This window comes from Glycomyces tarimensis, assembly GCF_054776215.1.
This window is the reverse complement of record NZ_BAAHCB010000020.1, coordinates 277,429-296,662: the sequence shown is the minus strand read 5'-3', so window position 1 is coordinate 296,662 and position 19,234 is coordinate 277,429. Positions and strand designations below refer to the sequence as shown.

Below are 19,234 nucleotides of genomic sequence, written 5' to 3'. Positions count from 1 at the left end.
TCGACCGAACGTGCCAAAACCGTAACCACTTCACCACCAGGAGCACCAGTGAAAACCCATGTGAAGCTGCGCCACCCCAAGACGGGCGGCGAGTGGCTCTGCCCTGCCGGCGCCGTCGAGGCGTGGCTGGCGAAGGGCTGGAAGAAAGCCGACGCGGCCACCGCCAACGCGAAGACCACCGGGAAGGACAAGTAAACGATGAACGACATCATCGTCGACGGCACCGTCAAGGTCGCCTTCGTGCCGACGGTCGCGGACCTCTCCGCGCCGACCACCACCGAGATCGCCGCTGGCGTGGACGACCTCGACCTCTACATCACCGCCGACGGCCTCGTCGGCTTCGAGCCCGACACCGCCGAGGTCGACACGACCGCGCTCCGAAGCAAGTTCGACAACAAGCGCCCCGGCCGCGCGAGCTTCTCCGGCACGATGCTGCGGATCAAGAAGCAGACCGACACTGACACGCCCTTCACGACCCTGACCCGCAACACCGAAGGCGTCCTGGTCATCCGGCGCTACACGGACGCCGAACCCGACTTCGCCGCAGCCGACGCGGTCGCGTGCTACCCGATCCAGTGCGGCACCCGCCGCGACCTCGGCCCGGAGGCGAACACCACCGCCCGCTACGAGGTCCCGACCATGATCACCGCCGACCCCGTGCTCGACGCGGTCGTGGGAGCTGGCGCCTGATGGCGATTGAAGCGCTCAAGCACGCCAAGCTGCCCGAAGCCGACCTCGCGATATGCCTCGACGCCTCGGCGATCGAGGCGTATCGCGCGGCCGAGCGCGACGCGGCCGCGAAGACCGCCGGCAGCCTCCGCAGCAAGAAGCCCACGGTCGACGACGAGCTGCGGGACGCGGTCGACCGGGCGACGCTGCGGCTCAAGCTCCGCGGCCTGCCCCGCCGGCACTGGACCGACTTGGTCAAGGACCACCCGCCTCGCAAGGACAACCGGGAGGACCGGCAGGTCGGCTACAACGAGTCGACGTTCTACGTCGCGATGGTCCGCGCCTGCATCGTCGACCCCGTCGTCACCGATGAGGACTGGGACGAGATCGACGCCGTCTTGACCGAGGGCGAGTGGATCCGGCTGGTCACCACCGTGCAGGGCCTCAACCTCCGGAACTCCCAACTCCCTTTCTAGTCGAGCGGATCCACGAGTCCGCCGAGCTGCGCGCCAAGGCCGAGACTGCACGGGCCCTCGGCATCAGCATCAAGCGCCTCGACGGCTGGGAGCCGCAAACGGTCTCGTGGCGGGAGAAGCGCGACGGCCGCATGGTGACCATCACCGAACGCGAAACCGAGTGGGACCAAGAGCAGCAGGAATGGATGCTCGCCCTCGCGCTGGCTGAGGCCGACGAGTGCCCTGGCTGCCACGGCCGCCTCTCCGAGACGACCGCGCCCGAGGCCGACGGCGTCTACGTCCCCGCGGAACCGACCCGCTGCCATCGCTGCACCGCTCTCGGCATCGCCGCCGACCAGGCCCGCGACAAGAAGACCACTCAGCCGCAGGCGCTGTTCTTCAACGTCGACCGGATCGAACCGCGCAAGCCGAGGGGGTGACATGGCCGACCGGACAGTAACCGTAGGCATTCGCATGCAGATGTCCGGCGCCATCGCCGCCGTCCGCAACTACCGGCAAGCCTGGGTCGACGCCTCGGCCGAGCTGAAGAAGAACGCGCTCGCTCACCGCGAATCCACCAGAGAGCTCTCCACCACGGCCGCGGTCATGGGCGGCGCGCTCGTGGTGGCCGCCGGCTACGCCATTGCCAAGTTCGCCGAGTTCGACCACCAGATGAGCGCCGTCCAGGCCGCGTTGCGCGAGACCGACGAGAACATGGACCTCCTGCGCGCGGCCGCGATCGAAGCAGGCAAGGCCACCGCGTTCAGCGCGACCGAGGCGGGCCAGGCGATCGAGGAACTCGGCAAAGCCGGTGTGTCCACTAAGGATATTCTGAACGGTGGTCTCCAGGGCGCGCTGTCGCTCGCCTCGGCGGGCGCTCTCGGCGTCGCCGAGGCTGCCGAGATCGCCGCCATGGCCATGCAGCAGTTCAAGCTCTCCGGCGAGCAAGTCCCGCACATCGCCGACCTCCTCGCTGCCGCCGCCGGCAAGAGCCTTGGCTCGGTCGCGGACCTCGGCATGGCCCTCGAGCAGTCCGGCCTCGTGCTCAACCAGTTCGGCGTCGACATCGAAGAGGGCACCGGCGCGCTCGCCGCGTTCGCGTCGGCCGGCCTCATCGGCTCCGACGCCGGCACCTCCCTGAAGACCATGCTGCTGGCGCTCGCCGCGCCGTCCAGCGAGGCCGCTGGCATCATGGACGACCTCGGCATCGCCGCCTACGACGCCTCCGGCCAGTTCGTCGGCCTCAAGGATCTCGCCGGACAGCTCCAAACGTCCATGCAGGGCCTCACGCAGGCCGAGCGCGACCACGCGCTCGCCACCATCTTCGGCACCGACGCGGTCCGAGCCGCGAACGTCCTCTACTCCGAGGGCTCGGCCGGTATCGCGACGTGGACGCGGAAGGTCGATGACGCCGGCTACGCCTCCGAGGTCGCGGCAGAGCGGCTCAACAACCTCAAGGGCGACCTGACGATCCTGCAGTCCTCGCTCGACACCGCGCTCATCCAAACCGGCTCCGGCGCCAACGACGCCATGCGGTTCATGGCGCAGACCGCGACCGAGCTCGTCAACGCGTTCGCCAGCCTCCCCGGGCCAGTCCAGACCGCCGGACTCGCCATCGTCGGCATCGGCGGCGCCGGCCTCCTCGCCGTCGGCGGGCTCGGCAACCTCGTCGTCAAAGCCGCCGAGACCCGCGAAGCCCTCGCGGAACTGCGTGCCTCCAGCAGCCGCACCAACCGAGTGATGGGCCGCATGGCCAAGGGCGTCGGCATCGCCGGCGCCGCCATGGCCACGTTCGCCGCCGTCAACGCCGTCGCCGGCCGCCAGGTCACCTACGATCTCGACCTGCTGGCCAAGCGCCTCGGCGACTTCGCCTCTTCCGGCAACGCGACCGGCGAGATGGCGCGGCTCTGGGGCAACGATCTCGACCTCCTCGCCAACGACGTCAACGTCCTCGAACGGTCCTGGCACGACCTGACCGGCACCACCATCGCCGCCGCCGTCGAGTGGGCGACGTTCGCCGACGTCTGGAGCGACACCACCGTCGAGTCCTCGAAGGAACGCATCGAAGCGCTCGACGCCGCGCTGGCGCAGATGGTCGCCAGCGGCCACGCCGAGAACGCCGCGGACGCATTCCGACGCGTCGCTGATGCCGCCGCGGCCGAGGACGTGACGATCGATGAGCTGCGAGAAGGCCTACCGCAGTACCAGGCTGCCATCGAAGCGTCGGCGGGCGCTACGGACGCCGCCGCTCAGGAGCAGCGTGTTTTCGAGGACTCGCTGTCCATCACCGTCGGGACGATGGAGGCGGCGATCGAGGCCGCCGGCGGCCTGCGTGAGGCGCTCGACATCCTCAACGGCGCGGCGATCAGCACCGACGAGGCGATCATCCGCACTGAGTCGTCCCTGGACTCGCTCAGCGACGCGATCGACGAGAACCGTGAGGCCTTCGTTGAGGACGGCGGCGCTGCGGACGAGTTCACGCTGGCGCTGGACTACAACACGGAGGCCGGCCGCGAGAACATGACCGCGATCCTCGACGTCGCCCAGGCCGCGATGGACGCCGCCGATGCGGTCTACCAGGAGACCGGGTCCGTGGAGTCGGCGACCGAGACCTACAACCGGTATCGCGAGGAGCTCGGCCGCGTCCTCAGTCAGGCGGGGCTCACTGACGACAAGGTCGAGGACCTCATCAACACCTACATGGGCCTGCCCGGGTCGGCCTATACCGACATCGATTCGGATGCGAAAAAGGAGGAGAAAAGCATCGCGGAACTCATCGACGAGATCCACGACATTCCCTCATACAAACACATCAATATCCACACGCAATACTCGACGTCCGGGACCCAGCAGGGCACCAGGCCGTACCAGTACTACTCGCGCGGCGGCGTGGCGACCCGGCCGACGCTCGCGATGGTCGCCGAGGCCGGCCACCCCGAATCGATCATCTCCCACGACCCGAAGCACCGGGCGCGGTCGCTCGGCCTGTGGCGCGACCTCGGCCGCAAGCTCGGCGTCCGCCCGAACGCTCCGGCATCCGCGACTGCGTCCGCAGGCTCGCACACCACGGTCGAGAGCACGGTGCGTCTGATCCTCGACTCGCAGGGCGCCGGCCGCGAGCTCGACCGGTTCATGCAGAAGCTCATCCGCGTCAAGGCCAACGGCAACGTGCAGAAGGCGATCGGGGGGAGGCGCTAGTGGAGATCGACTCCGTCCTCGAGATCGCGCCCGGCGGCGACCCGGCCGACCCGAACACCTGGTCGTGGGTCGACATCTCCGACTACATGCGGGGAACGACCGCGATCAAACGCGGCCGCGCCGACGAGGACTCGCGACCGGCCCCATCAACGATGACGGTCCGCCTGGACAACCTCGACGGCAGGTTCTCCCGACTCAACCCGTCCAGCCCGTACTACCCGGGCCTCGAGCTGAACACGCCGATCAGGTTCTGTCTCCGCCGCGCCGTCGACGACTTCGACCGGACCATCGCGGACGGCTGGGGCACCACCCCAACAGGGCAGGCGTGGGAGTCGCAGGGCGGCGTTCCGGCCGACTACTCCGTCACCGCCGGCGTGGCCGCCGTCGTCGTGGACGCCACGTTGTCCAACCGGATCAGCACCCTCGCCGATCTCGACCTCGGCGAGACCGAAATGACAGCACGCGTGCGTCTCCCGGGCGGGACACCGACCTCCACCGTCGAGACCGACCTCATCGTCCGCCATGCGCCCGGCGCCACCGCAGCCGACGACACGCAATACCAAGCCGCCCTGATCTGGACCTCGACTGGTGACGTGCAGCTGCACATCGGCCGTATCGCCGACACCACATTCACGAACCTGACGGGGAACGTCGCTGTCGGGGTCGCGAGTCCGGGGCAGTGGTGGCATGTCCGTTTCGCCGCGGTCCGCTCGCTCCTGCGCGCGAAGGCCTGGCCCGACGGGACCGACGAGCCTGCGGCGTGGAACATCGAAGCGACCGACGGCGTCCTCAAGCGCGGCCGCGTCGGATGCAAGATCCGCGCTGGCGCGGGCACTACTGTGCCGCTGACCGCCGAGTTCGCTGACATCGAGGTCCGGGCGCCTCGCTACTGCGGGTACGTCTCGGAATGGCCCCCGCATGTCGGGCACGAGAACGAAGCCGAAGTCGATATCACGGCGAACGGCGTACTCCGCAGAACGCAACGCGGCAAGCCCAAATCGGTGGCCCGCCGGACCATCGAATCCCTGAACCCGCACGCGTACTGGCCGATGGAGGACCCGTCTGGTTCCGAGGTGTTCGCATCGGCGATCGCGGGCCAGCCTGACGCGACGATCGCGCGGCAGCCCAATGCCGGCTTCGACTCGGTGGTCCGCTTCGCCTCCGACCCGGGAGCTGCCGGTTCTGCTCCACTGCCGGCCTTCACACCGGTCACAGGCGCGCATTTCCCCGCTGTCGGCGCGTACACAGGACAATGGACACTCGCCTACGCGCTCCACCTCGATTCCAATACCGACGCCGTCCCCTCATGGGAGCTGCAATCACTGCGGATTTTCGCGGGCGACTCCAACTCGAACATCCGGTGGGGGACGTCCCGGATCGGCACGACTGGCACCACCAGCATCGAGTACGTGTGGGACGACTCGTTCACCCCGGACATGAGCCAGTGGCACACGGTCGTCCTGCAAATCGATACCCCTGCTGTCGGGGTCGGAGCGTGGACGATGACGATCTACGTCGACGGGACCAGCCTCGTGTCGGGGTCGGTCAACACGTCCCCGCCCCAGCTGGGGCGCCTGTCGCACTTCGTAATGCCGTGGGGCACCAGCGAAAGCATAGACTCCTCATACGGGCATTTCGCCCTGTGGGAGGGCCACCCCGACATCGCCGAGACGTATCACCGGGCAGTCGTCGAGGGGTACGCAGGCGAGACCGCTGAGGAGCGCCTTGCACGGCTCGGAGCCCCCGGCGACGTCGTCACCGCCATCGCCACACCAACCCACTCCGAAGCCACCGACTCGATGGGGCCGCAGCAGGTCGGCGCCGTCCCCGACATCCTCGACGAGATCGAGCAAACCAACCGGGGATTGGCGTATGAAACCCTCGACGGCGGCCTGTCGATGATCACCCGCGCCGACCTCTACGACACGGCCATCGCTGACCCAATCGTCCTCGACGCCTCCTCCGGCGTCCGCACCGACCTCGAAATCCAGGACGACGACCAGCGCATCGTCAACAACGCGACTGCACAGAACTGGAACGGCGCCGTGGCGCACGTCCGCGACCAGGCATCGATCGACCGGATCGGCCTGTACTCCGACACGGTCGACGTCAACACCGGCGCCGACGAGAACCACCTCCGGTCCTACGCCGGCTGGGAAGTCGCTCGATCCGATGCCGCGCTGGCCCACGAGCGGTACCCGTCGGTGCCGCTCAACGTGATGAATCTCCCCGAGCTCCTCGAAGAGTGGGCCGCTGCCGACCCAATCGGGCGGCCGCTGGCCATCACCGGCCTCGAGGGGGTCTCCCCGGGCACCATCGAGCAGCTCATCGAGGGCTACGACGAAACCTGGACCGCAACCGAGGCCACCGCGGTCGCCTACGGTTCACCACTGGCGGCGTGGCGGATCACCACGCTCGGCGATGACGAGACTGGCCGGCTCGACACCGCCGGGTCCGGCCTCCCTATCGCGGGCATGCACCTGCCCGGCGCGGCAGAATCCTACGCGTCGACACCGAGCCACCCCTCACTCCAGATCACCGGGAATATCCAGGTACGGGCGCGGCTGTCCCCCGTCTCGTGGACGAATGGCGTGCAAGCGATCGCGTCGATATACAGCACCAGCACTGACCAGCGTTCGTGGCAGTGGGTTATCCAAGCCGACGGGCTGCTGCGGATCAACGCATCGACGGACGGACTCTCGGCATTCAGCGACCCCGCCACCGCGACGGTGACCGGCAACGACGTGTACGCCGGATTCACGTTGCTCCTCGACAACGGCCTCGGAGAACACGAAACCAAGTTCGAAATCGCGCCGTCGTGGACTGGCCCGTGGACCCAGCTCGGGGCGACAATTACCGGGCCGAGCCTCGCGTCACTGTTCACCAGCACAGAACCACTGGTCGTTGGCGCAACCGACGGCGGCAACATGAACCCATTCCAAGGTGTGATCCATGAGCTCCGCGTGTGGGACGGCATCGACGGGACGCTCACTACGGACCCCGATTTCACCGGTCATCCACAAGGCACCCCGAGCTTCCAGGACTCGACCGGGAAAACGTGGACGGTCCACGGAACAGCGGTTCTCGGCGGGACCATCACCGACGCCGACACCTCGATCCTGGTGTCGTCCGACACCGGCAACGCACTGTGGACGACCGAGCCCTCGGACTTCCCGTTCAACGTCGTAATCGGAGGCGAGGTCATGACCGTCACCGCTATCACGGGGCACACGAGCCCGCAGACGTTCACCGTCGCGCGCAGTGTCAACGGCGTCACCAAAACCCATCAAGCCGGATCCGATGTGCGCCTGGCCACCCCGCCGAGGGTGGGGCTGTGAGCACGCACGCGCCCTGGTGGGTCGCCGGAGACCGTCTGACTACCGCCGCCCCCGCGGCCCGCCAGGCCCGGTTCGCGTACAAGCCGGCGGCAACGACGCGCACGTCTGCCACCGCCACCGACGACCCGGACCTGCTGCTGAGCCTCCCAGCGGGCATGTGGCAGCTCTCGGCGCGGCTGTTCTACGGCGCCACCACAGGATCAAAGGGCATCAAGGTCGGGTGGGGGTTCACTGTCCCCCCGACCGGCGTCCAGCCGGAGCGGATCGGCTTCGGTCCCACCTCCACCTCCACGAACCGGATCAACACGAACGTGCAGACGCGCGGCACCGCGGTCACGTCCACAGCGATCGCTTCCCCCACACCGGCACGCCTGTACGGCAACGACGACGGTCTGACCTCTTACGCCGTGATCATCGAGGACGGCCTGTTCTCGCTGGCGTTGGAAACCACGTGGTCGATCACGTGGGCCGAGCACACCGTACACGCGGACGGCACGCAGCTGGGCGCCGGCTCGTGGATCAAAGCAAGACCAATCGTGCTGCTGGAGGCGACGTGAGCTGGCGTGCAGGCCAACGGATCGACGACGCCGCGCTGAACCTGCGCGGCACGCAGTACGTCATCAAACCGTCGAGCACCGACCGTTCCTCGACCGTCACGCCCACGAATGACCCGGACCTATCCCTCAGCCTCGACCCTGGCCTGTGGGAGATCGAGATCGGCATCTACTACTCCTCGGCCACTGCAGCAGCCGGCATCCGCACGATCTGGACGACCCCTGCCGACGCGAGCTTGGTGAGCCTCCGCGCCTGCTCTGGCCCCGGGTCGGTATCCACCGATCGCTTGTCGACGCAGGCGCGACTCATCGGCCAGGTCGCCTCCGGTGAGGTGACGTACGGGCACGGGAACGGGCTCGGCAATGCCGCCGGCGCGACCGAGTCCGCGCTGGTCCGCATCGTCACCGCTGGGTCGGTGGCCTTGGCGTGGGCGCAGCGGACCTCCGACGTGGGGGCGACCCGGTTGCACGCGGGCGCGTGGATGCGCGCGGAGTGGATCGAGGAGTGACGTGACTAGCCACTGGGCTCCCGAGCAGTACCTCACCGCCCGGCAGTTGAACGCGTTCTTGCCCCGTGCGGTGATCAAGCAGATCCGCGAACCGCGGGATTCCACTACGACGATGGTCCCGGACGGGGAACTGCGCGTGACCCTCCCCACGGGGCAGTGGGCGATCACGATCTACATCGTCATCGAGCGGCCCACGGGCGCCGGGACGGGGATCCGCACGAGGTGGTTTTTCCCATCCGGAGTCACGACGACGACGCTCCGGTACGCACGCGGCACGGTCTCAGCCCAATCAGACCCTGACGACACGTTGGCGCGCATGGGCGCCCACTTTTTGACGACCGCTGTCCAGTACGGGTCCGAGGTATTCACGAACCAGGTGTGGACCGCGGTCATGGAGCACTCGATCGTGACCCTCCCCGCCGGCGGCGAGATCGGGCTGGCCTGGGCCCAGCAGACGTTCAGCTCAGACGAGAACTACGTCGCGCCCGGGAGCTACCTGATCGCCGAACCAGTCGACCTGTTCTAGGAGGACCACATGCCGCTGCCTGCGACCATCGCGACGAGGACCATCCACTGCGACATCCGTGACGCCACCGGCGACCCCGCGAGCGCCGGGGCTGTCACGTTCACCAACCACTGGGCGCTGTACGACGAGCAATCCCACCTCATCCTCTCGCCTGGCTCATACTCGGCCGACCTCGTGAACGGTAAAGCAACGGTGGTAGTGCCGGCGACGGACGCCGCGGGGATCACGCCATCGGGCCGGACCCTCACAGTCACGGTCGCGACCCCCACATGGTCCGACACCTATGACGTCCACGTCCCCTCGGGCGCGTCCGAGCTGCAGCTGTCGTGGCTGCCTCCAGCGATCAGTCCGCCCCCGCTGGCCACCTACGCAACGCTGGGCGCGCTCGAGGCACTCAAGGCCCGCGTTGCCCAGCTCGAAACGCAGATCGGCGGCTAGACCCGCCCCACCATCCATCACCGGCCCGGCCGGCGTCTCGCCGTGCCCCCGAAAGGAGCTCATCATGCAGATCATCTCGCGCTCACAGTGGCGCGCCCGCTCTCCGAAGTCCACCGTCCACCAGACGAACTGGGGACGACGCACTGGCTTCGTCGCCCACCACTCCGGCGCCGACGACGACCAGACCGTCAAGGAGATCCAGCGATACCACATGGACTCCAACGGCTGGTCCGATGTGGGCTACAACTTCCTCGTCGACAAGCACGGGAAGATCTACGAGGGGCGCGGCTGGCTCGGCATCGGCGCGCACGCCCACGGCCACAACACCGCCACGATCGGCGTCTGCGTCATCGGCGACTACCGCTCCCGCCGTCCGACAAAGGCCGCGCTCAACGCGGTCGCCTGGCTCTACCAGGAAGCGAAGCGCCGCAAGGGCCGGTCACTGTCGATCTTCGGCCACCGCGATCTCGGCTCGACCGCGTGCCCCGGCGGCGACCTGTACGACTGGGTGAAGTCGGACCTGGCCGGCCACAAGCCGTCGAAGCCCTCCACTCCCTCGAAGCCGACGCCGTCGAAGGGGAAGCGGGCCGCTCCCGGCCCGCACTACGACTACCCGCTCCCGACCGGGCACTACTTCGGGCCCCGCAACGGCCCGAACACGAGCGTCTCGGGCTACTACGGCCGCCGCTTCAAGGGAAAGACCGACTCCGAGTGGCTCAAGCTGTTCGGTGAGCAGCTGCGCAAGCGCGGCTGGGACGTCCGCAAGGGCGGTCGGTACCTGACGAAGTACGGCAACGACGGCAAGTTCGGCCCCGAGTACGAGCAGCTCACCCGCGCGTTCCAGGCCGACCAGGGACTGGCCGTGGACGGCCGACCGGGCCCCGTCACGTGGCGCGCCGCATTCGAGAACCCGGTCACGTAGTGGATGCCGCGGAGCTGATTCTCGCGGTCGCGGGCTCCTCGGTGCTGTCGGGCGCGGGCGCGTCCGTCGTGACCGCGATTGTGGGCCGCCGCATGCGGAAAGCGCAAGTAGGGCAGATCACCGCGGAGGCACACAAACAGATTTACGGCGCGTACGGCGAACTGCTGGACGAGCTGCGGGCCGAGCTCACCGCCGCACGTGGTGAGGTGTCGCGGCTCCGCTCCGAGCTGGCCGAGTCGCGCGCTCGCGGTGAACAGGTCGCCGCCGAGATGAGCCAGATGCGCCACCGCCTCGACGCCGCAGAGCAACGCGAAGCGGCACTCACCGCCGAGGTGACCCGCCTTGGCGGCACCCTCCCGTAAGGGGCCGCTGGCCGCCCGGTGCGGGCTCGCCCGGAACTCGCCGAGGCCCTCCAGGAGCCGCTCGACGGCCGCGATCGCGTCCTCTTCCGACTCGCACAGCTCCTCGGCGTCGCTGTACTCGCCTTCGAGACCGACCCGGCGTGCCCGCCATGTCCCGTCCGCGAGCCGCTCGGTCGCGCCGAGCGCCGGCGGATGGTCCGGGCTCACCGCGAGCCAGTGCCGGCGGCGAGGCGACGGCCGACCCTCCGATTCCATCCACCGAACCTACAAGGAGCAACCTCATGGCGTCACCCGCCGACATCGAACACCGCTTCGCCTTCCACCCGGCCACGACCGAGGAGAAGCGCGACGCGCACACCAGCGTCCGGCAGCACTGCCGCGACCTGGCCGACTTCCTCAACGAGAAGCTTCCCGAGGGCCGCGAGAAGTCCCTCGCTCTCACCGCCTGCGAGGAGGCGATGCTCTGGGGCAACGCCTCGCTCGCCCGAGCTGGAGAGGATTCCTGACATGACCGAGCTCGAACCGCGCGGCCTGGGCAACCGGGCCATCGCCTCCATCCGCACCAACGTCCCGCTCGCCATCGGCGCCGTCCTCACTTGGCTCGGCACCCGCTACGGGCTCCACCTCGACGCCGAGATCGAGACCGGGATTGCCTCGCTCGCGACCGCGATCGTCGCGGCCCTCTACTACTGGGGCGTCCGCAAGATCGCGGAGCGCTGGCCGCAGGCGGAGAAGATGCTCGGCTCCGGCAAGGTGCCGCTCTACAGCGAGGCCGAACCGCGCGCGATGATCGACCCGGACACCGGCCAACTGGTCGAGGTCTACGTCGTCACCGACCTACGGAAATGACACCCGCCGACGCCAGCACCGAATAGGTGTTGACCGGTCTGAACTCACGCCCGTACTCTGAATTGGACGGCGTAGCCGGTTCGATTCCGGCGTCACCTAGGCGGTGTGTAGGCCGAGCGGAGTGCCCGTGACGACGGGCTCGACCTCGGCTGTGAAAAGGGCGACGGCCCGCGCCAGACACAGCAAAGGCCTCGTCTCCTCCGGGAGGCGGGGCCTTTCGTCGTGTCCGGTCACCCATTCGGGTGATGGATCTTCGTGTGAAGTGTCGGCGACACTGGGTTCATGCCCGAGCTTCCCGGAGGTTGATGTGCGATCTAAGACCGCGGCCGAGAATGCCCACGCGATCAAGCTCGCTAGCGAGGGCCGTAAACCCGCCGATATCGCTGCGTCCCTCGGCGTCACGGTCGACACGTTGTACCAACGCGGCCGCCGTGACCCTGAACTCGGGGAGGCCCTCGCGCTGGTGAAGCGGAAGCGGCGGACACCGGAACTCGAGAGGCGCCTCCGGGAAATGTGGCCGTTGACGGACCGATACAGAGTGGTCGACATCGCCGAGGCGCTGGGTATCTCGCGCGCCACTGTGCATGAGTGGGCGAATGACTTGGGACTGAAACGTGGGCTCCGGCGCTGCGGCCAGCGTCCGTTGGAGCACGGCCTGCGTGGCGTTCGGAAATCGAATCGGAACCCGAAGAAGTCGCCGACACCGCGCGTAAAGCATGTGCCCCGTACGCCGGCGGCCATCGCCCGGAAGCTCGGCATCAGCGTCGAAGCGGCCGAACGTCTCTTGGAAGCAGTCGGCCCGCAGGATCAGCCGTGAGCGGGCTCAGCTGCGCTCGGCGCCTTCGGGCCAGATGATCGTCACCGTCACCCCGCGGTCGATCGCTTCCGCGACGGCGTCGGCGGTGCCGCCGGTTTTCCATTCCGGCGACGGCTGGCCGTCCCACACCGCGATCATGCGGTCCACCGACTCGAGCATCTCGGCGTTGGCCTGGTCGTATGCCTGCATCGAGGACGCCTCGGCGACATAGCGGGTGGTATGCGCCTGCTCGACGAGCGCATCGAACACCGGCAGATGCGCCTCGGAGACGCGCGTGTCGCGGTAGTCCGGCGCGGGCAGGAGCGCTTCGAGTCGCCCGCCGGCGTCGAGGACGGCCTGGGCAAAGATCGAGTCGGCGCCCTCGGCGAGGCAGGAGACGCCCACAAGCCGCTCCGGGGCGTACGTCTCGAGCTCGCGCTTCAGCGACTCGCGCACGAGTTCCACGGTCGCGGGTGTGAGGTTCATGTGTCCGGTGATCCCGATCCTGGGCACAGCTGCTCCTATCTCGATGCGAGTGCGTCGTGGAGCTCGGCGACCGCTTCGACCGAGCGGTACGGCGCGGCGGCGACCTCCAGGCGCATCATGTACTCCTCGACCCTGGCCGACTGCACCAGGGCCGCCGACTCCAGGGCACGGCCAGCGTATGCGGCGGCCTCCTCGGGGCGCCCGGCAGCGAACATGACCAGCGCGGTATGACCCAAGTTCAAGACGTTGCCCCTGGGGAGCGGGCGGGCGTTCGCGGCGGTCTGCTCGGCGGCGGCAGCAGCGTTCGGGCGGTCGCCGACAAGGTGGAGGCATTGGGCGATCCGGCCGTCGAGCCAGGCGTGGCCGACATGCTGAATCCATTCGGGGCCGTCGGGGCGGTCGGCGCGGTCCAGGTCCTGTTGCGCCTGGGTGATGAGCCGTGCGACGACGGTCGCGTCACCGGTGAGCGCCTGGCCGTGGGCGAGCGCCATGCGGGCCTCGCCGATGAGCGCGTGGTCACCGATCTCCGTGGCGGCGGCGAGCGCGGCCTCACCGGATTCGACCGCGGCCGTGGCATCACCGATGATCGCGGACTGGTTCGAGGTAGCAATGATGGTCTCGCACGCCAGGGGCGCGTTCGCGGCGTCGTTGGCGAGCTCCAGGGCCTGGCCGAAGTACGCGCGCGCGGAGCCTTGGACTCCAGCGTCGAACGCGGACCAGCCGGCCAGGAGCGCGAGCTCGGCGACCGAGGAGAGCAGGCCGGCGCGGACGCGGGTGTGGAGCGGCTGGTTGAGCATCGGGAGCGCAACGTTCTGGAGGTAGGCGACGATCGAGTGGTTGGCGTGCGCGCCGCCGTGGCTACTGTCGAGTCCGCGCAGTGCCGTGGTCATCGACCGGACGACTTCGAGTTGAGGGGACCCGAGCGTGCCGGAGGCGGTCGCGTCGTCGGGTATGGACGCGCCCATGAGCGCGAGGGATTGCAGGATGATTCGTCGGCGCACGCCGTTCTCTCCACATGTCGCGAGGTCACCGAGGAGCCCGTGCGTCCCGAGCTGTTGCTCGAGGTCGCGCAGGAGCACCGTCCCCGGCGACTTGTGGCCGTTCTCGATGTTCCGCAGGTGCGACTCGGCGGTGTTGCAGGCGCGGGCGAATTCGGGGCGGGTCCGCCCGGCGCGCTCGCGTAGCGACCGGACGACGCGGCCAAAGGTACGGCGATCGTCGGCGCTCGTCATCGGTCCACTCCCGACGGGATCAAACGGGATCACTCCAGATGTAGAGATCGTGGCGTGCTCCGTCCCACACTACAGAGGTAAGCGCCGGAAGCACACCGCCGACCTGCTGACCCACTCGGTGGTGTCTCGGGCAGACGAACGACGGGCCGCCAGCTCGGTTCGAGTGGCGGCCCGTTCAGCCAACAGAGATTGGGGCTCTGATGACCACACCAAGCGTAGAGGCCGACGCTCCATCGGGGCAACTCATCGAGTCCTGGGTTCAGGGGTGGATGCGCCTGGAGGATCTCGGCGACGGCCAGGCGATCGTGGTGATCGTGCGTCGCAGTGGACGCCTCCACGTCGCCGATGTCGAGTACGGGGACGGCACCCCGAGCCTGCCCTGCTGGAACAGCGACGGCATGGACGCGATCGAGCAGTACAAGCGCAACTTCTGGGACTCGAAGATCATCAGCGCGATCACACGGTGGCTCAAGGAACAGCCATGACCGACCTCCTCTTTCCCAACGCCGGGACGTGGGACGTCGATCCGCCTCCGGAGTACCCACGTCGGCCGCTCGGCTGGTACGCCTGCCGTGCTCTCGCCCGCCAGACCGAATGCCTCCGCCCGCCTCGTCGGCGGCGGACCCGGGAGGGCTGACCCACGGGCCGCGCTCGCTGGCTGGCGCTGCGGCGGCCCACACGTCCGGCCCCGTGGTGGGGACGGGGCCGGACCCCCAAAATGCCCGCGCGATCCCGCGGGGCTGCCCGCTTCGGTAACGGGCGGCTGGCCCGGCCGGTTGCACCATCACCACCATGACCGGCCTGGCCACACGAATTCCTCAACGGAAAGCGCTCATGATCCAAGTCCACACCAACCCGGCATCGTTCCTCGCCGCCGCCATCGTCGTCATCCTGCTGTTGCTGTTCTACACCATCACCGGCCGATTCCTACTCCGGAAGATCGTGCTCGCGCTGGCCATCGTCGCCGGCGCCGCCATCGTCGCGTTCGACGGTCACTCGCCGCTCTAATGGGTCACTCGATCGTGTCGTTACTGGCAGCGATCCCATGGATACATCGATATCCGTGCAATAAACTCCGGCGCTACGGCGTCGGAGGGCCCCGGCCGCAACGGTCCCACCCGAGCGGCCGGGTGCTTCCAAGCCCGGTGCGATTCTCACCGGGGAGGCCTGCCTCGGAAGTCCCGGCGGGCCTCAGCTCGGGCGGTGCTGACGCGGCACCGCCCGAGCCTCGTTCAGGCCCGCCCCTCCCCCCGCATACGTCCATAGTGGCCGCACTGGCAGAACGGATCCAGAACGGATGAGCCCAAGAAAGCGCGGGAATACGCGGGAAAGTGCGGGAATAAATTCCCAGGTCAGATGGCCATAGCGAGGAGTCTCCACAGGTGCCGGAGACGCCCTTCCAGATCAGAAGGTTGGGGGTTCGAATCCCTCGGGGCGCGCCACCAGTTCGTCATTCGAACACGCAGCGTTGGAAGACGTTGCCGAAGCCAGCGGGTAGACCTCCCGCTGGCTTTTCTCATAATCCCCTGACCAACGGCGCGAACAGGCGGCGTTCCTCAGCACCTCCGAACGCGATCTCGCCGACCACCCGTTCAGCGACTGGAGAGACGCCTTGCGCTTCCTGTGCACCTGGACCATGACCGCCGCCGACATCTTCACCACGCGGACCGGGCAGCCAGAATGAGCGTGAAATCCACATACTGAAGTCTCGGTACTTCAGAGGAGGACATCAAAGGATGTTCGGAGGGTTGCACGGTTCAATGCGCGGCCCCTGCCTTTCGATGGCTGCCGCAGGTGTTGAGCGCGCGAACCGAGACGTGCACTTCCCTGCTCGCGGACTCGCGCTCATGAGGCCTTCCCCGGGCTTCTCCGCCGCCTCGGGCGGCGTTCGGAACGGCGATCCCGGTGATGCCGGTGGTCCCTCTGAACGAGCTTCGCGATCGCGTCTCGGTCGGACTCGGACAGAGCGGGGCCGGCGAAGCGTTTGCTGTGCACCATCGCAAACGGATCGCAAGTGATGAGATCGACCTGCTGATTTCGGATCTGGCCCAGGCTCGCCCGAGGGTTGGTCAGGACGACGGCGGTGCGGATCTGGAGACGGAACCCGTTGCGGTCGAGCCATGACTCGAGCCTGCCGGCCGGCTCGGAGGCCTGCCGGCCCCAGTTGCGCCCCGAACCGTCGACCGCACGCTTCGTCTCCACCACGTTGCCGTACCGGTCGTACTTCTCGAACCACCATTCGTCGCCGTTCACGTGCAGGTGCGCGCGGTGGGACTTCACCTCGACCGCCCAGACGCTCCGCGGGCCGATGAGGATCGCGTCGCTCTCCCCGGCACCGTTCTTGTATCCCGCCAGGTAGGTCCATTCGTCGCTCAACCGCGACAGCCTCGACCGGAGGGCGTCTTCTCCCCTCAGTCCCCCCGCGGTCCGCAAACGGCGCTGTTCAAGGTCCTGGTGGCGTTGACGGGATTGGGCGATCGAGTGGCGAACGTCCTCGACGGCCCTCTGCGCCTCGCGCTCTTCGGCGGTACGGATGCGGAAGATCCGCTTCAGCAGTCCCTTGCGCCGCCGAGTCGCCCGAAGCTCACGTGTGGCTTGCTTGAGCCCCTCGTGGTGCTGCGCGAGCCGCGCGGTGTTGTCGGCGATCTCCCGGGCGAGCCGCGCATGCTGCTCGCCGACATGGTCGGAAAGCACTTCGATTCTCATTTCCAGACTCCAACCTCGGAGAACGCCCCCGGCGTTCAGGGTAAAGCCGAAGGGCCGAATCGGCATCCTCCAAGTCGCGCCGTCGGTGTCCCGCTCGTGCGAGGCGGGTTCATCGCCGGTTCATGCGGCAGTCACGTTCAGGCAAGTGCGCGTTCGGGGCGTGTGCGGAATGCTCACTAACGATGCGCAGATGCCCCTGCCGTCCGTCCCCAAGCGGCTTCGTCCATGTCAATAGGCGACACTTCCAGCGCCGTGCGGCCCACCGCTTCCTCCGCCAGGGTCTCGGACTTCCGTCCCGAGGTCGAAGGCCTGCGCGCGGTGGCGGTGCTCTTGGCGGCCGTGTACCACATCTGGTTCAACCGCGTCTCCGGCGGCGTGGACGTGTTCTTGTTCCTGGCCGGCTTCTTCATCACCATGTCGCTCACTCGGTCGATCGAACGGCACGGGAGCGTGCGCCCCACGCACTTCCTGTCGCGTCTGGCGCGGCGGCTCCTGCCGAGCGCCGCCGTGACGATGGCCGGCATCCTCGCCGCCTCGTACCTGTGGCTGCCCCCGTCGCGGTGACCCGCCGTCTTCAATGAGACGGTCTCCTCGCTGCTCTACTTCGAGAACTGGGCGCTCGTGGCCAAGTCGGTCGACTATCTGACGCGCCATGAGGCACCGAGCGCGCTCCAGCATTTCTGGTCGCTGTCGATCCGGGGCCAGTTCTACCTGGTGTGGCCGGCGTTGGTGGCGTTCGCCGCGCTGCTGGCCCGCAGCAGGGCGATCCGGCTCCGGGAGTCGGTGTTCCTCTGCTGCGCGATGGTCTTCGCAGTCTCGCTGACCTATTCGATCGTCACGACCGAGCACCGCCAGATCTGGGCCTATTTCGACACCGGCGCCCGCCTTTGGGAGCTCGCGCTCGGCGGCATGTTCGCGCTCGCCCTGCCCCACTTGCGGCTGCCGAAGGCCGTGCGGGTGCCGCTGGGCTGGTTCGGTCTCGCCGCACTGTTCGGCTGCGGCGCGCTGCTCGACGTCTCGACGTCTCGACGTCTCGACGATGTTCCCCGGCTACATCGCGCTGTGGCCCTTGGGCGCCGCGATGTGCGTGATCCTGGCCGGCACCACCGGCAGCCGGTTCGCCGTCGACCGCCTGCTGAGGTGGAAACCGGTGATGCGGCTCGGCAAATGGTCGTACGCGCTCTACCTGTGGCACTGGCCGGTGCTGGTCTGCTATCTCCAGGTCTCTGGGCACGACACCGCGACGCTGCGCGGCGGTTGCTACGTCCTGGCCGCCTCGCTCGCGCTCGCCGCGGTCACGACGTGGGCGGTCGAGGACCGGGTCGCGGCGCTGTCGCGCCTGCGGGCCGGTCGACGGTGGCGACGGCGGCGGCCTTCGCGGTGACGTTCGCCACGCAGCACATGAACCTCCAACGGCAGGAGGCGCTGGCCTCGGAGCTCGCCGAGGCCGGCGCCGACCCCGAGTCCTATCCCGGCGCCGGACCTGTACGCCGACGGTTGCGATGCCGGCATGGACGGCAGTGAGGCGACCACGTGCGTCTACGGCGACGAGGACGCCGAGCGCACGGTCGCCTTGGTCGGCGGCTCGCGCATCGCGCATTGGTTCCCTGCCTTCCACGGAGCGGCGGAGTCGGCCGGGTGGCGGCTGGTCTCGATCACCAAATCCGCCTGCCAGTTCAGCACGGACACGCCGCGCACGAGTGAGGGAGAGCTGAACCAGTCGTGCATCGACTGGAACGAGGACGTGGTCGAGATCCTCGACCAGATCCGCCCGGATCTGGTGGTCACGCTCGCCTCGCGCGCCTTCAAAGAGGGCGAGCGGATCTACGAGGGCTTCGCCGACCGTTGGCGGACGCTCGAGGCCTGGGGCGTCCAGGTCATGGCGCTGCGCGACCTGCCAAGGCTGGGCGGGAGTCTTCCCGAATGCGTTGAGCGGCATGGGGTCGAGGCGTGCTCCACGCCGGTGAGCGTGAGCCGGTCGCCCGACGATCCGACCTCGGGGTACGCCGACCTGCCGTCGAACGTACGCTTCGCGGACCTCGTCGAGTACGTCTGTCCCGGCGGTGTGTGCCCGGCCGTCATCGGCAATATTCTGACGTTCCGCGACAACTCCCACATGACCGCCACCTACGCGGCCACCCTCGCGCCGTACGTCGAGCAGGAGGTCAGGGAGCTGGCAGCCTGGTGAGTGAGC

24 protein-coding genes are annotated in these 19,234 nt (G+C 68.3%); 21 read left to right on the top strand and 3 right to left on the bottom strand.

Features of this window, described 5'->3' with window-relative positions; genetic code table 11:
- Positions 1-48: 48 nt before the first annotated feature.
- From ACYVK3_RS16210 to ACYVK3_RS16140, 15 genes are all read left to right on the top strand, one after another.
- The gene (locus ACYVK3_RS16210) at positions 49-195 is read left to right on the top strand and encodes a hypothetical protein (RefSeq protein ID WP_460498376.1); all 147 of its coding nucleotides are present in this window, start codon (positions 49-51) and stop codon (positions 193-195) included.
- A 3-nt stretch (positions 196-198) separates the two neighbouring features.
- Positions 199-690: a phage tail tube protein gene (locus ACYVK3_RS16205; RefSeq protein ID WP_460498375.1), complete on the top strand. Its 492-nt coding sequence runs from the start codon at positions 199-201 to the stop codon at positions 688-690.
- Positions 690-1,145 carry a hypothetical protein gene (locus tag ACYVK3_RS16200; RefSeq protein WP_460498374.1) on the top strand — a complete coding sequence of 152 codons (456 nt, stop codon included), beginning with the start codon at positions 690-692 and terminating at the stop codon, positions 1,143-1,145. The genes ACYVK3_RS16205 and ACYVK3_RS16200 overlap by 1 nt, the downstream gene beginning before the upstream one ends.
- Positions 1,082-1,564 carry a hypothetical protein gene (locus tag ACYVK3_RS16195; protein ID WP_460498373.1) on the top strand — a complete coding sequence of 161 codons (483 nt, stop codon included), beginning with the start codon at positions 1,082-1,084 and terminating at the stop codon, positions 1,562-1,564. The genes ACYVK3_RS16200 and ACYVK3_RS16195 overlap by 64 nt, the downstream gene beginning before the upstream one ends.
- A 34-nt stretch (positions 1,565-1,598) precedes the next feature.
- On the top strand, positions 1,599-4,322 hold the full coding sequence (locus tag ACYVK3_RS16190; protein WP_460498372.1) for a phage tail tape measure protein: 2,724 nt from the start codon (positions 1,599-1,601) through the stop codon (positions 4,320-4,322).
- Entirely contained in the window at positions 4,322-7,660 is a 3,339-nt protein-coding gene (locus tag ACYVK3_RS16185; protein ID WP_460498371.1) for a hypothetical protein, read from the top strand. The genes ACYVK3_RS16190 and ACYVK3_RS16185 overlap by 1 nt, the downstream gene beginning before the upstream one ends.
- Positions 7,657-8,217 (top strand): hypothetical protein, encoded by a 561-nt coding sequence (locus ACYVK3_RS16180; RefSeq protein WP_460498370.1) that lies wholly within the window; start codon positions 7,657-7,659, stop codon positions 8,215-8,217. The genes ACYVK3_RS16185 and ACYVK3_RS16180 overlap by 4 nt, the downstream gene beginning before the upstream one ends.
- A complete protein-coding gene (locus ACYVK3_RS16175; RefSeq protein ID WP_460498369.1) occupies positions 8,214-8,723 on the top strand; it encodes a hypothetical protein in 510 nt (169 codons plus the stop codon). Before ACYVK3_RS16180 ends, ACYVK3_RS16175 begins: the two co-directional genes overlap by 4 nt.
- 1 nt (position 8,724) lies before the next feature.
- Positions 8,725-9,249: a hypothetical protein gene (locus ACYVK3_RS16170; RefSeq protein WP_460498368.1), complete on the top strand. Its 525-nt coding sequence runs from the start codon at positions 8,725-8,727 to the stop codon at positions 9,247-9,249.
- A gap of 9 nt (positions 9,250-9,258) precedes the next feature.
- The gene (locus tag ACYVK3_RS16165) at positions 9,259-9,687 is read left to right on the top strand and encodes a hypothetical protein (RefSeq protein WP_460498367.1); all 429 of its coding nucleotides are present in this window, start codon (positions 9,259-9,261) and stop codon (positions 9,685-9,687) included.
- Between the two features lie 64 nt (positions 9,688-9,751).
- A complete protein-coding gene (locus ACYVK3_RS16160; protein WP_460498366.1) occupies positions 9,752-10,609 on the top strand; it encodes an N-acetylmuramoyl-L-alanine amidase in 858 nt (285 codons plus the stop codon).
- Positions 10,609-10,971 (top strand): hypothetical protein, encoded by a 363-nt coding sequence (locus ACYVK3_RS16155; protein ID WP_460498365.1) that lies wholly within the window; start codon positions 10,609-10,611, stop codon positions 10,969-10,971. Before ACYVK3_RS16160 ends, ACYVK3_RS16155 begins: the two co-directional genes overlap by 1 nt.
- 281 nt (positions 10,972-11,252) lie before the next feature.
- Positions 11,253-11,477 carry an Acb2/Tad1 domain-containing protein gene (locus ACYVK3_RS16150; protein ID WP_460498364.1) on the top strand — a complete coding sequence of 75 codons (225 nt, stop codon included), beginning with the start codon at positions 11,253-11,255 and terminating at the stop codon, positions 11,475-11,477.
- Position 11,478: 1 nt separating this feature from the next.
- Positions 11,479-11,820, top strand: a complete 342-nt coding sequence (locus tag ACYVK3_RS16145; protein WP_460498363.1) for a hypothetical protein — start codon at positions 11,479-11,481, stop codon at positions 11,818-11,820.
- A gap of 307 nt (positions 11,821-12,127) precedes the next feature.
- The gene (locus ACYVK3_RS16140) at positions 12,128-12,637 is read left to right on the top strand and encodes a terminase gpP N-terminus-related DNA-binding protein (protein ID WP_460498362.1); all 510 of its coding nucleotides are present in this window, start codon (positions 12,128-12,130) and stop codon (positions 12,635-12,637) included.
- Between the two features lie 6 nt (positions 12,638-12,643).
- Here the strand turns inward: ACYVK3_RS16140 and ACYVK3_RS16135 are convergent, their stop codons facing one another.
- Together ACYVK3_RS16135 and ACYVK3_RS16130 are read right to left on the bottom strand one after the other, a co-directional pair.
- Positions 12,644-13,129 (bottom strand): hypothetical protein, encoded by a 486-nt coding sequence (locus ACYVK3_RS16135; RefSeq protein ID WP_460498361.1) that lies wholly within the window; start codon positions 13,127-13,129, stop codon positions 12,644-12,646.
- 8 nt (positions 13,130-13,137) lie between these two features.
- Positions 13,138-14,334, bottom strand: coding sequence for a helix-turn-helix domain-containing protein (locus ACYVK3_RS16130; RefSeq protein ID WP_460498360.1), 1,197 nt, complete (start codon positions 14,332-14,334; stop codon positions 13,138-13,140).
- Positions 14,335-14,534: 200 nt separating this feature from the next.
- Between ACYVK3_RS16130 and ACYVK3_RS16125 the strand changes: the two genes are divergently transcribed.
- The 3 genes from ACYVK3_RS16125 (at position 14,535) to ACYVK3_RS16115 (ending at position 15,342) form a co-directional block, all read left to right on the top strand.
- On the top strand, positions 14,535-14,819 hold the full coding sequence (locus tag ACYVK3_RS16125) for a hypothetical protein (RefSeq protein WP_460498359.1): 285 nt from the start codon (positions 14,535-14,537) through the stop codon (positions 14,817-14,819).
- Complete coding sequence (locus ACYVK3_RS16120; RefSeq protein ID WP_460498358.1) at positions 14,816-14,971, top strand: hypothetical protein; 156 nt, start codon at positions 14,816-14,818, stop codon at positions 14,969-14,971. The genes ACYVK3_RS16125 and ACYVK3_RS16120 overlap by 4 nt, the downstream gene beginning before the upstream one ends.
- Positions 14,972-15,168: 197 nt before the next feature.
- Positions 15,169-15,342 (top strand): hypothetical protein, encoded by a 174-nt coding sequence (locus ACYVK3_RS16115; protein WP_460498357.1) that lies wholly within the window; start codon positions 15,169-15,171, stop codon positions 15,340-15,342.
- Between the two features lie 837 nt (positions 15,343-16,179).
- Here ACYVK3_RS16115 and ACYVK3_RS16110 read toward each other — a convergent pair.
- The gene (locus tag ACYVK3_RS16110) at positions 16,180-17,106 is read right to left on the bottom strand and encodes a nuclease-related domain-containing protein (RefSeq protein ID WP_460498356.1); all 927 of its coding nucleotides are present in this window, start codon (positions 17,104-17,106) and stop codon (positions 16,180-16,182) included.
- Positions 17,107-17,265: 159 nt separating this feature from the next.
- On the opposite strand from ACYVK3_RS16110, the gene ACYVK3_RS16105 reads away from it, so the two are divergent.
- Genes ACYVK3_RS16105 through ACYVK3_RS16095 form a run of 3 tightly spaced genes read left to right on the top strand, consistent with a single transcriptional unit; the run spans position 17,266 to position 19,228 of the window.
- Positions 17,266-17,604: a hypothetical protein gene (locus tag ACYVK3_RS16105; RefSeq protein ID WP_460498355.1), complete on the top strand. Its 339-nt coding sequence runs from the start codon at positions 17,266-17,268 to the stop codon at positions 17,602-17,604.
- A gap of 57 nt (positions 17,605-17,661) precedes the next feature.
- Entirely contained in the window at positions 17,662-18,564 is a 903-nt protein-coding gene (locus ACYVK3_RS16100; RefSeq protein ID WP_460498354.1) for an acyltransferase family protein, read from the top strand.
- Positions 18,551-19,228, top strand: a complete 678-nt coding sequence (locus tag ACYVK3_RS16095; protein ID WP_460498353.1) for an SGNH hydrolase domain-containing protein — start codon at positions 18,551-18,553, stop codon at positions 19,226-19,228. Before ACYVK3_RS16100 ends, ACYVK3_RS16095 begins: the two co-directional genes overlap by 14 nt.
- The last annotated feature ends 6 nt before the right edge of the window (positions 19,229-19,234 follow it).

What these genes read in the sequence shown, in the direction of transcription:
- ACYVK3_RS16205 (WP_460498375.1), top strand. Translation starts at nt 199, where the DNA reads ATGAACGACATCATCGTCGACGGCACCGTCAAGGTCGCCTTCGTGCCG.
- ACYVK3_RS16200 (WP_460498374.1), top strand. Translation starts at nt 690, where the DNA reads ATGGCGATTGAAGCGCTCAAGCACGCCAAGCTGCCCGAAGCCGACCTC.
- ACYVK3_RS16190 (WP_460498372.1), top strand. Translation starts at nt 1,599, where the DNA reads ATGCAGATGTCCGGCGCCATCGCCGCCGTCCGCAACTACCGGCAAGCC.
- ACYVK3_RS16165 (WP_460498367.1), top strand. Translation starts at nt 9,259, where the DNA reads ATGCCGCTGCCTGCGACCATCGCGACGAGGACCATCCACTGCGACATC.
- ACYVK3_RS16160 (WP_460498366.1), top strand. Translation starts at nt 9,752, where the DNA reads ATGCAGATCATCTCGCGCTCACAGTGGCGCGCCCGCTCTCCGAAGTCC.
- ACYVK3_RS16150 (WP_460498364.1), top strand. Translation starts at nt 11,253, where the DNA reads ATGGCGTCACCCGCCGACATCGAACACCGCTTCGCCTTCCACCCGGCC.
- ACYVK3_RS16145 (WP_460498363.1), top strand. Translation starts at nt 11,479, where the DNA reads ATGACCGAGCTCGAACCGCGCGGCCTGGGCAACCGGGCCATCGCCTCC.
- ACYVK3_RS16130 (WP_460498360.1), bottom strand. Translation starts at nt 14,334, where the DNA reads ATGACGAGCGCCGACGATCGCCGTACCTTTGGCCGCGTCGTCCGGTCG.
- ACYVK3_RS16125 (WP_460498359.1), top strand. Translation starts at nt 14,535, where the DNA reads ATGACCACACCAAGCGTAGAGGCCGACGCTCCATCGGGGCAACTCATC.
- ACYVK3_RS16120 (WP_460498358.1), top strand. Translation starts at nt 14,816, where the DNA reads ATGACCGACCTCCTCTTTCCCAACGCCGGGACGTGGGACGTCGATCCG.
- ACYVK3_RS16115 (WP_460498357.1), top strand. Translation starts at nt 15,169, where the DNA reads ATGATCCAAGTCCACACCAACCCGGCATCGTTCCTCGCCGCCGCCATC.
- ACYVK3_RS16110 (WP_460498356.1), bottom strand. Translation starts at nt 17,106, where the DNA reads ATGCCGATTCGGCCCTTCGGCTTTACCCTGAACGCCGGGGGCGTTCTC.
- ACYVK3_RS16105 (WP_460498355.1), top strand. Translation starts at nt 17,266, where the DNA reads ATGTCAATAGGCGACACTTCCAGCGCCGTGCGGCCCACCGCTTCCTCC.
- ACYVK3_RS16095 (WP_460498353.1), top strand. Translation starts at nt 18,551, where the DNA reads ATGGACGGCAGTGAGGCGACCACGTGCGTCTACGGCGACGAGGACGCC.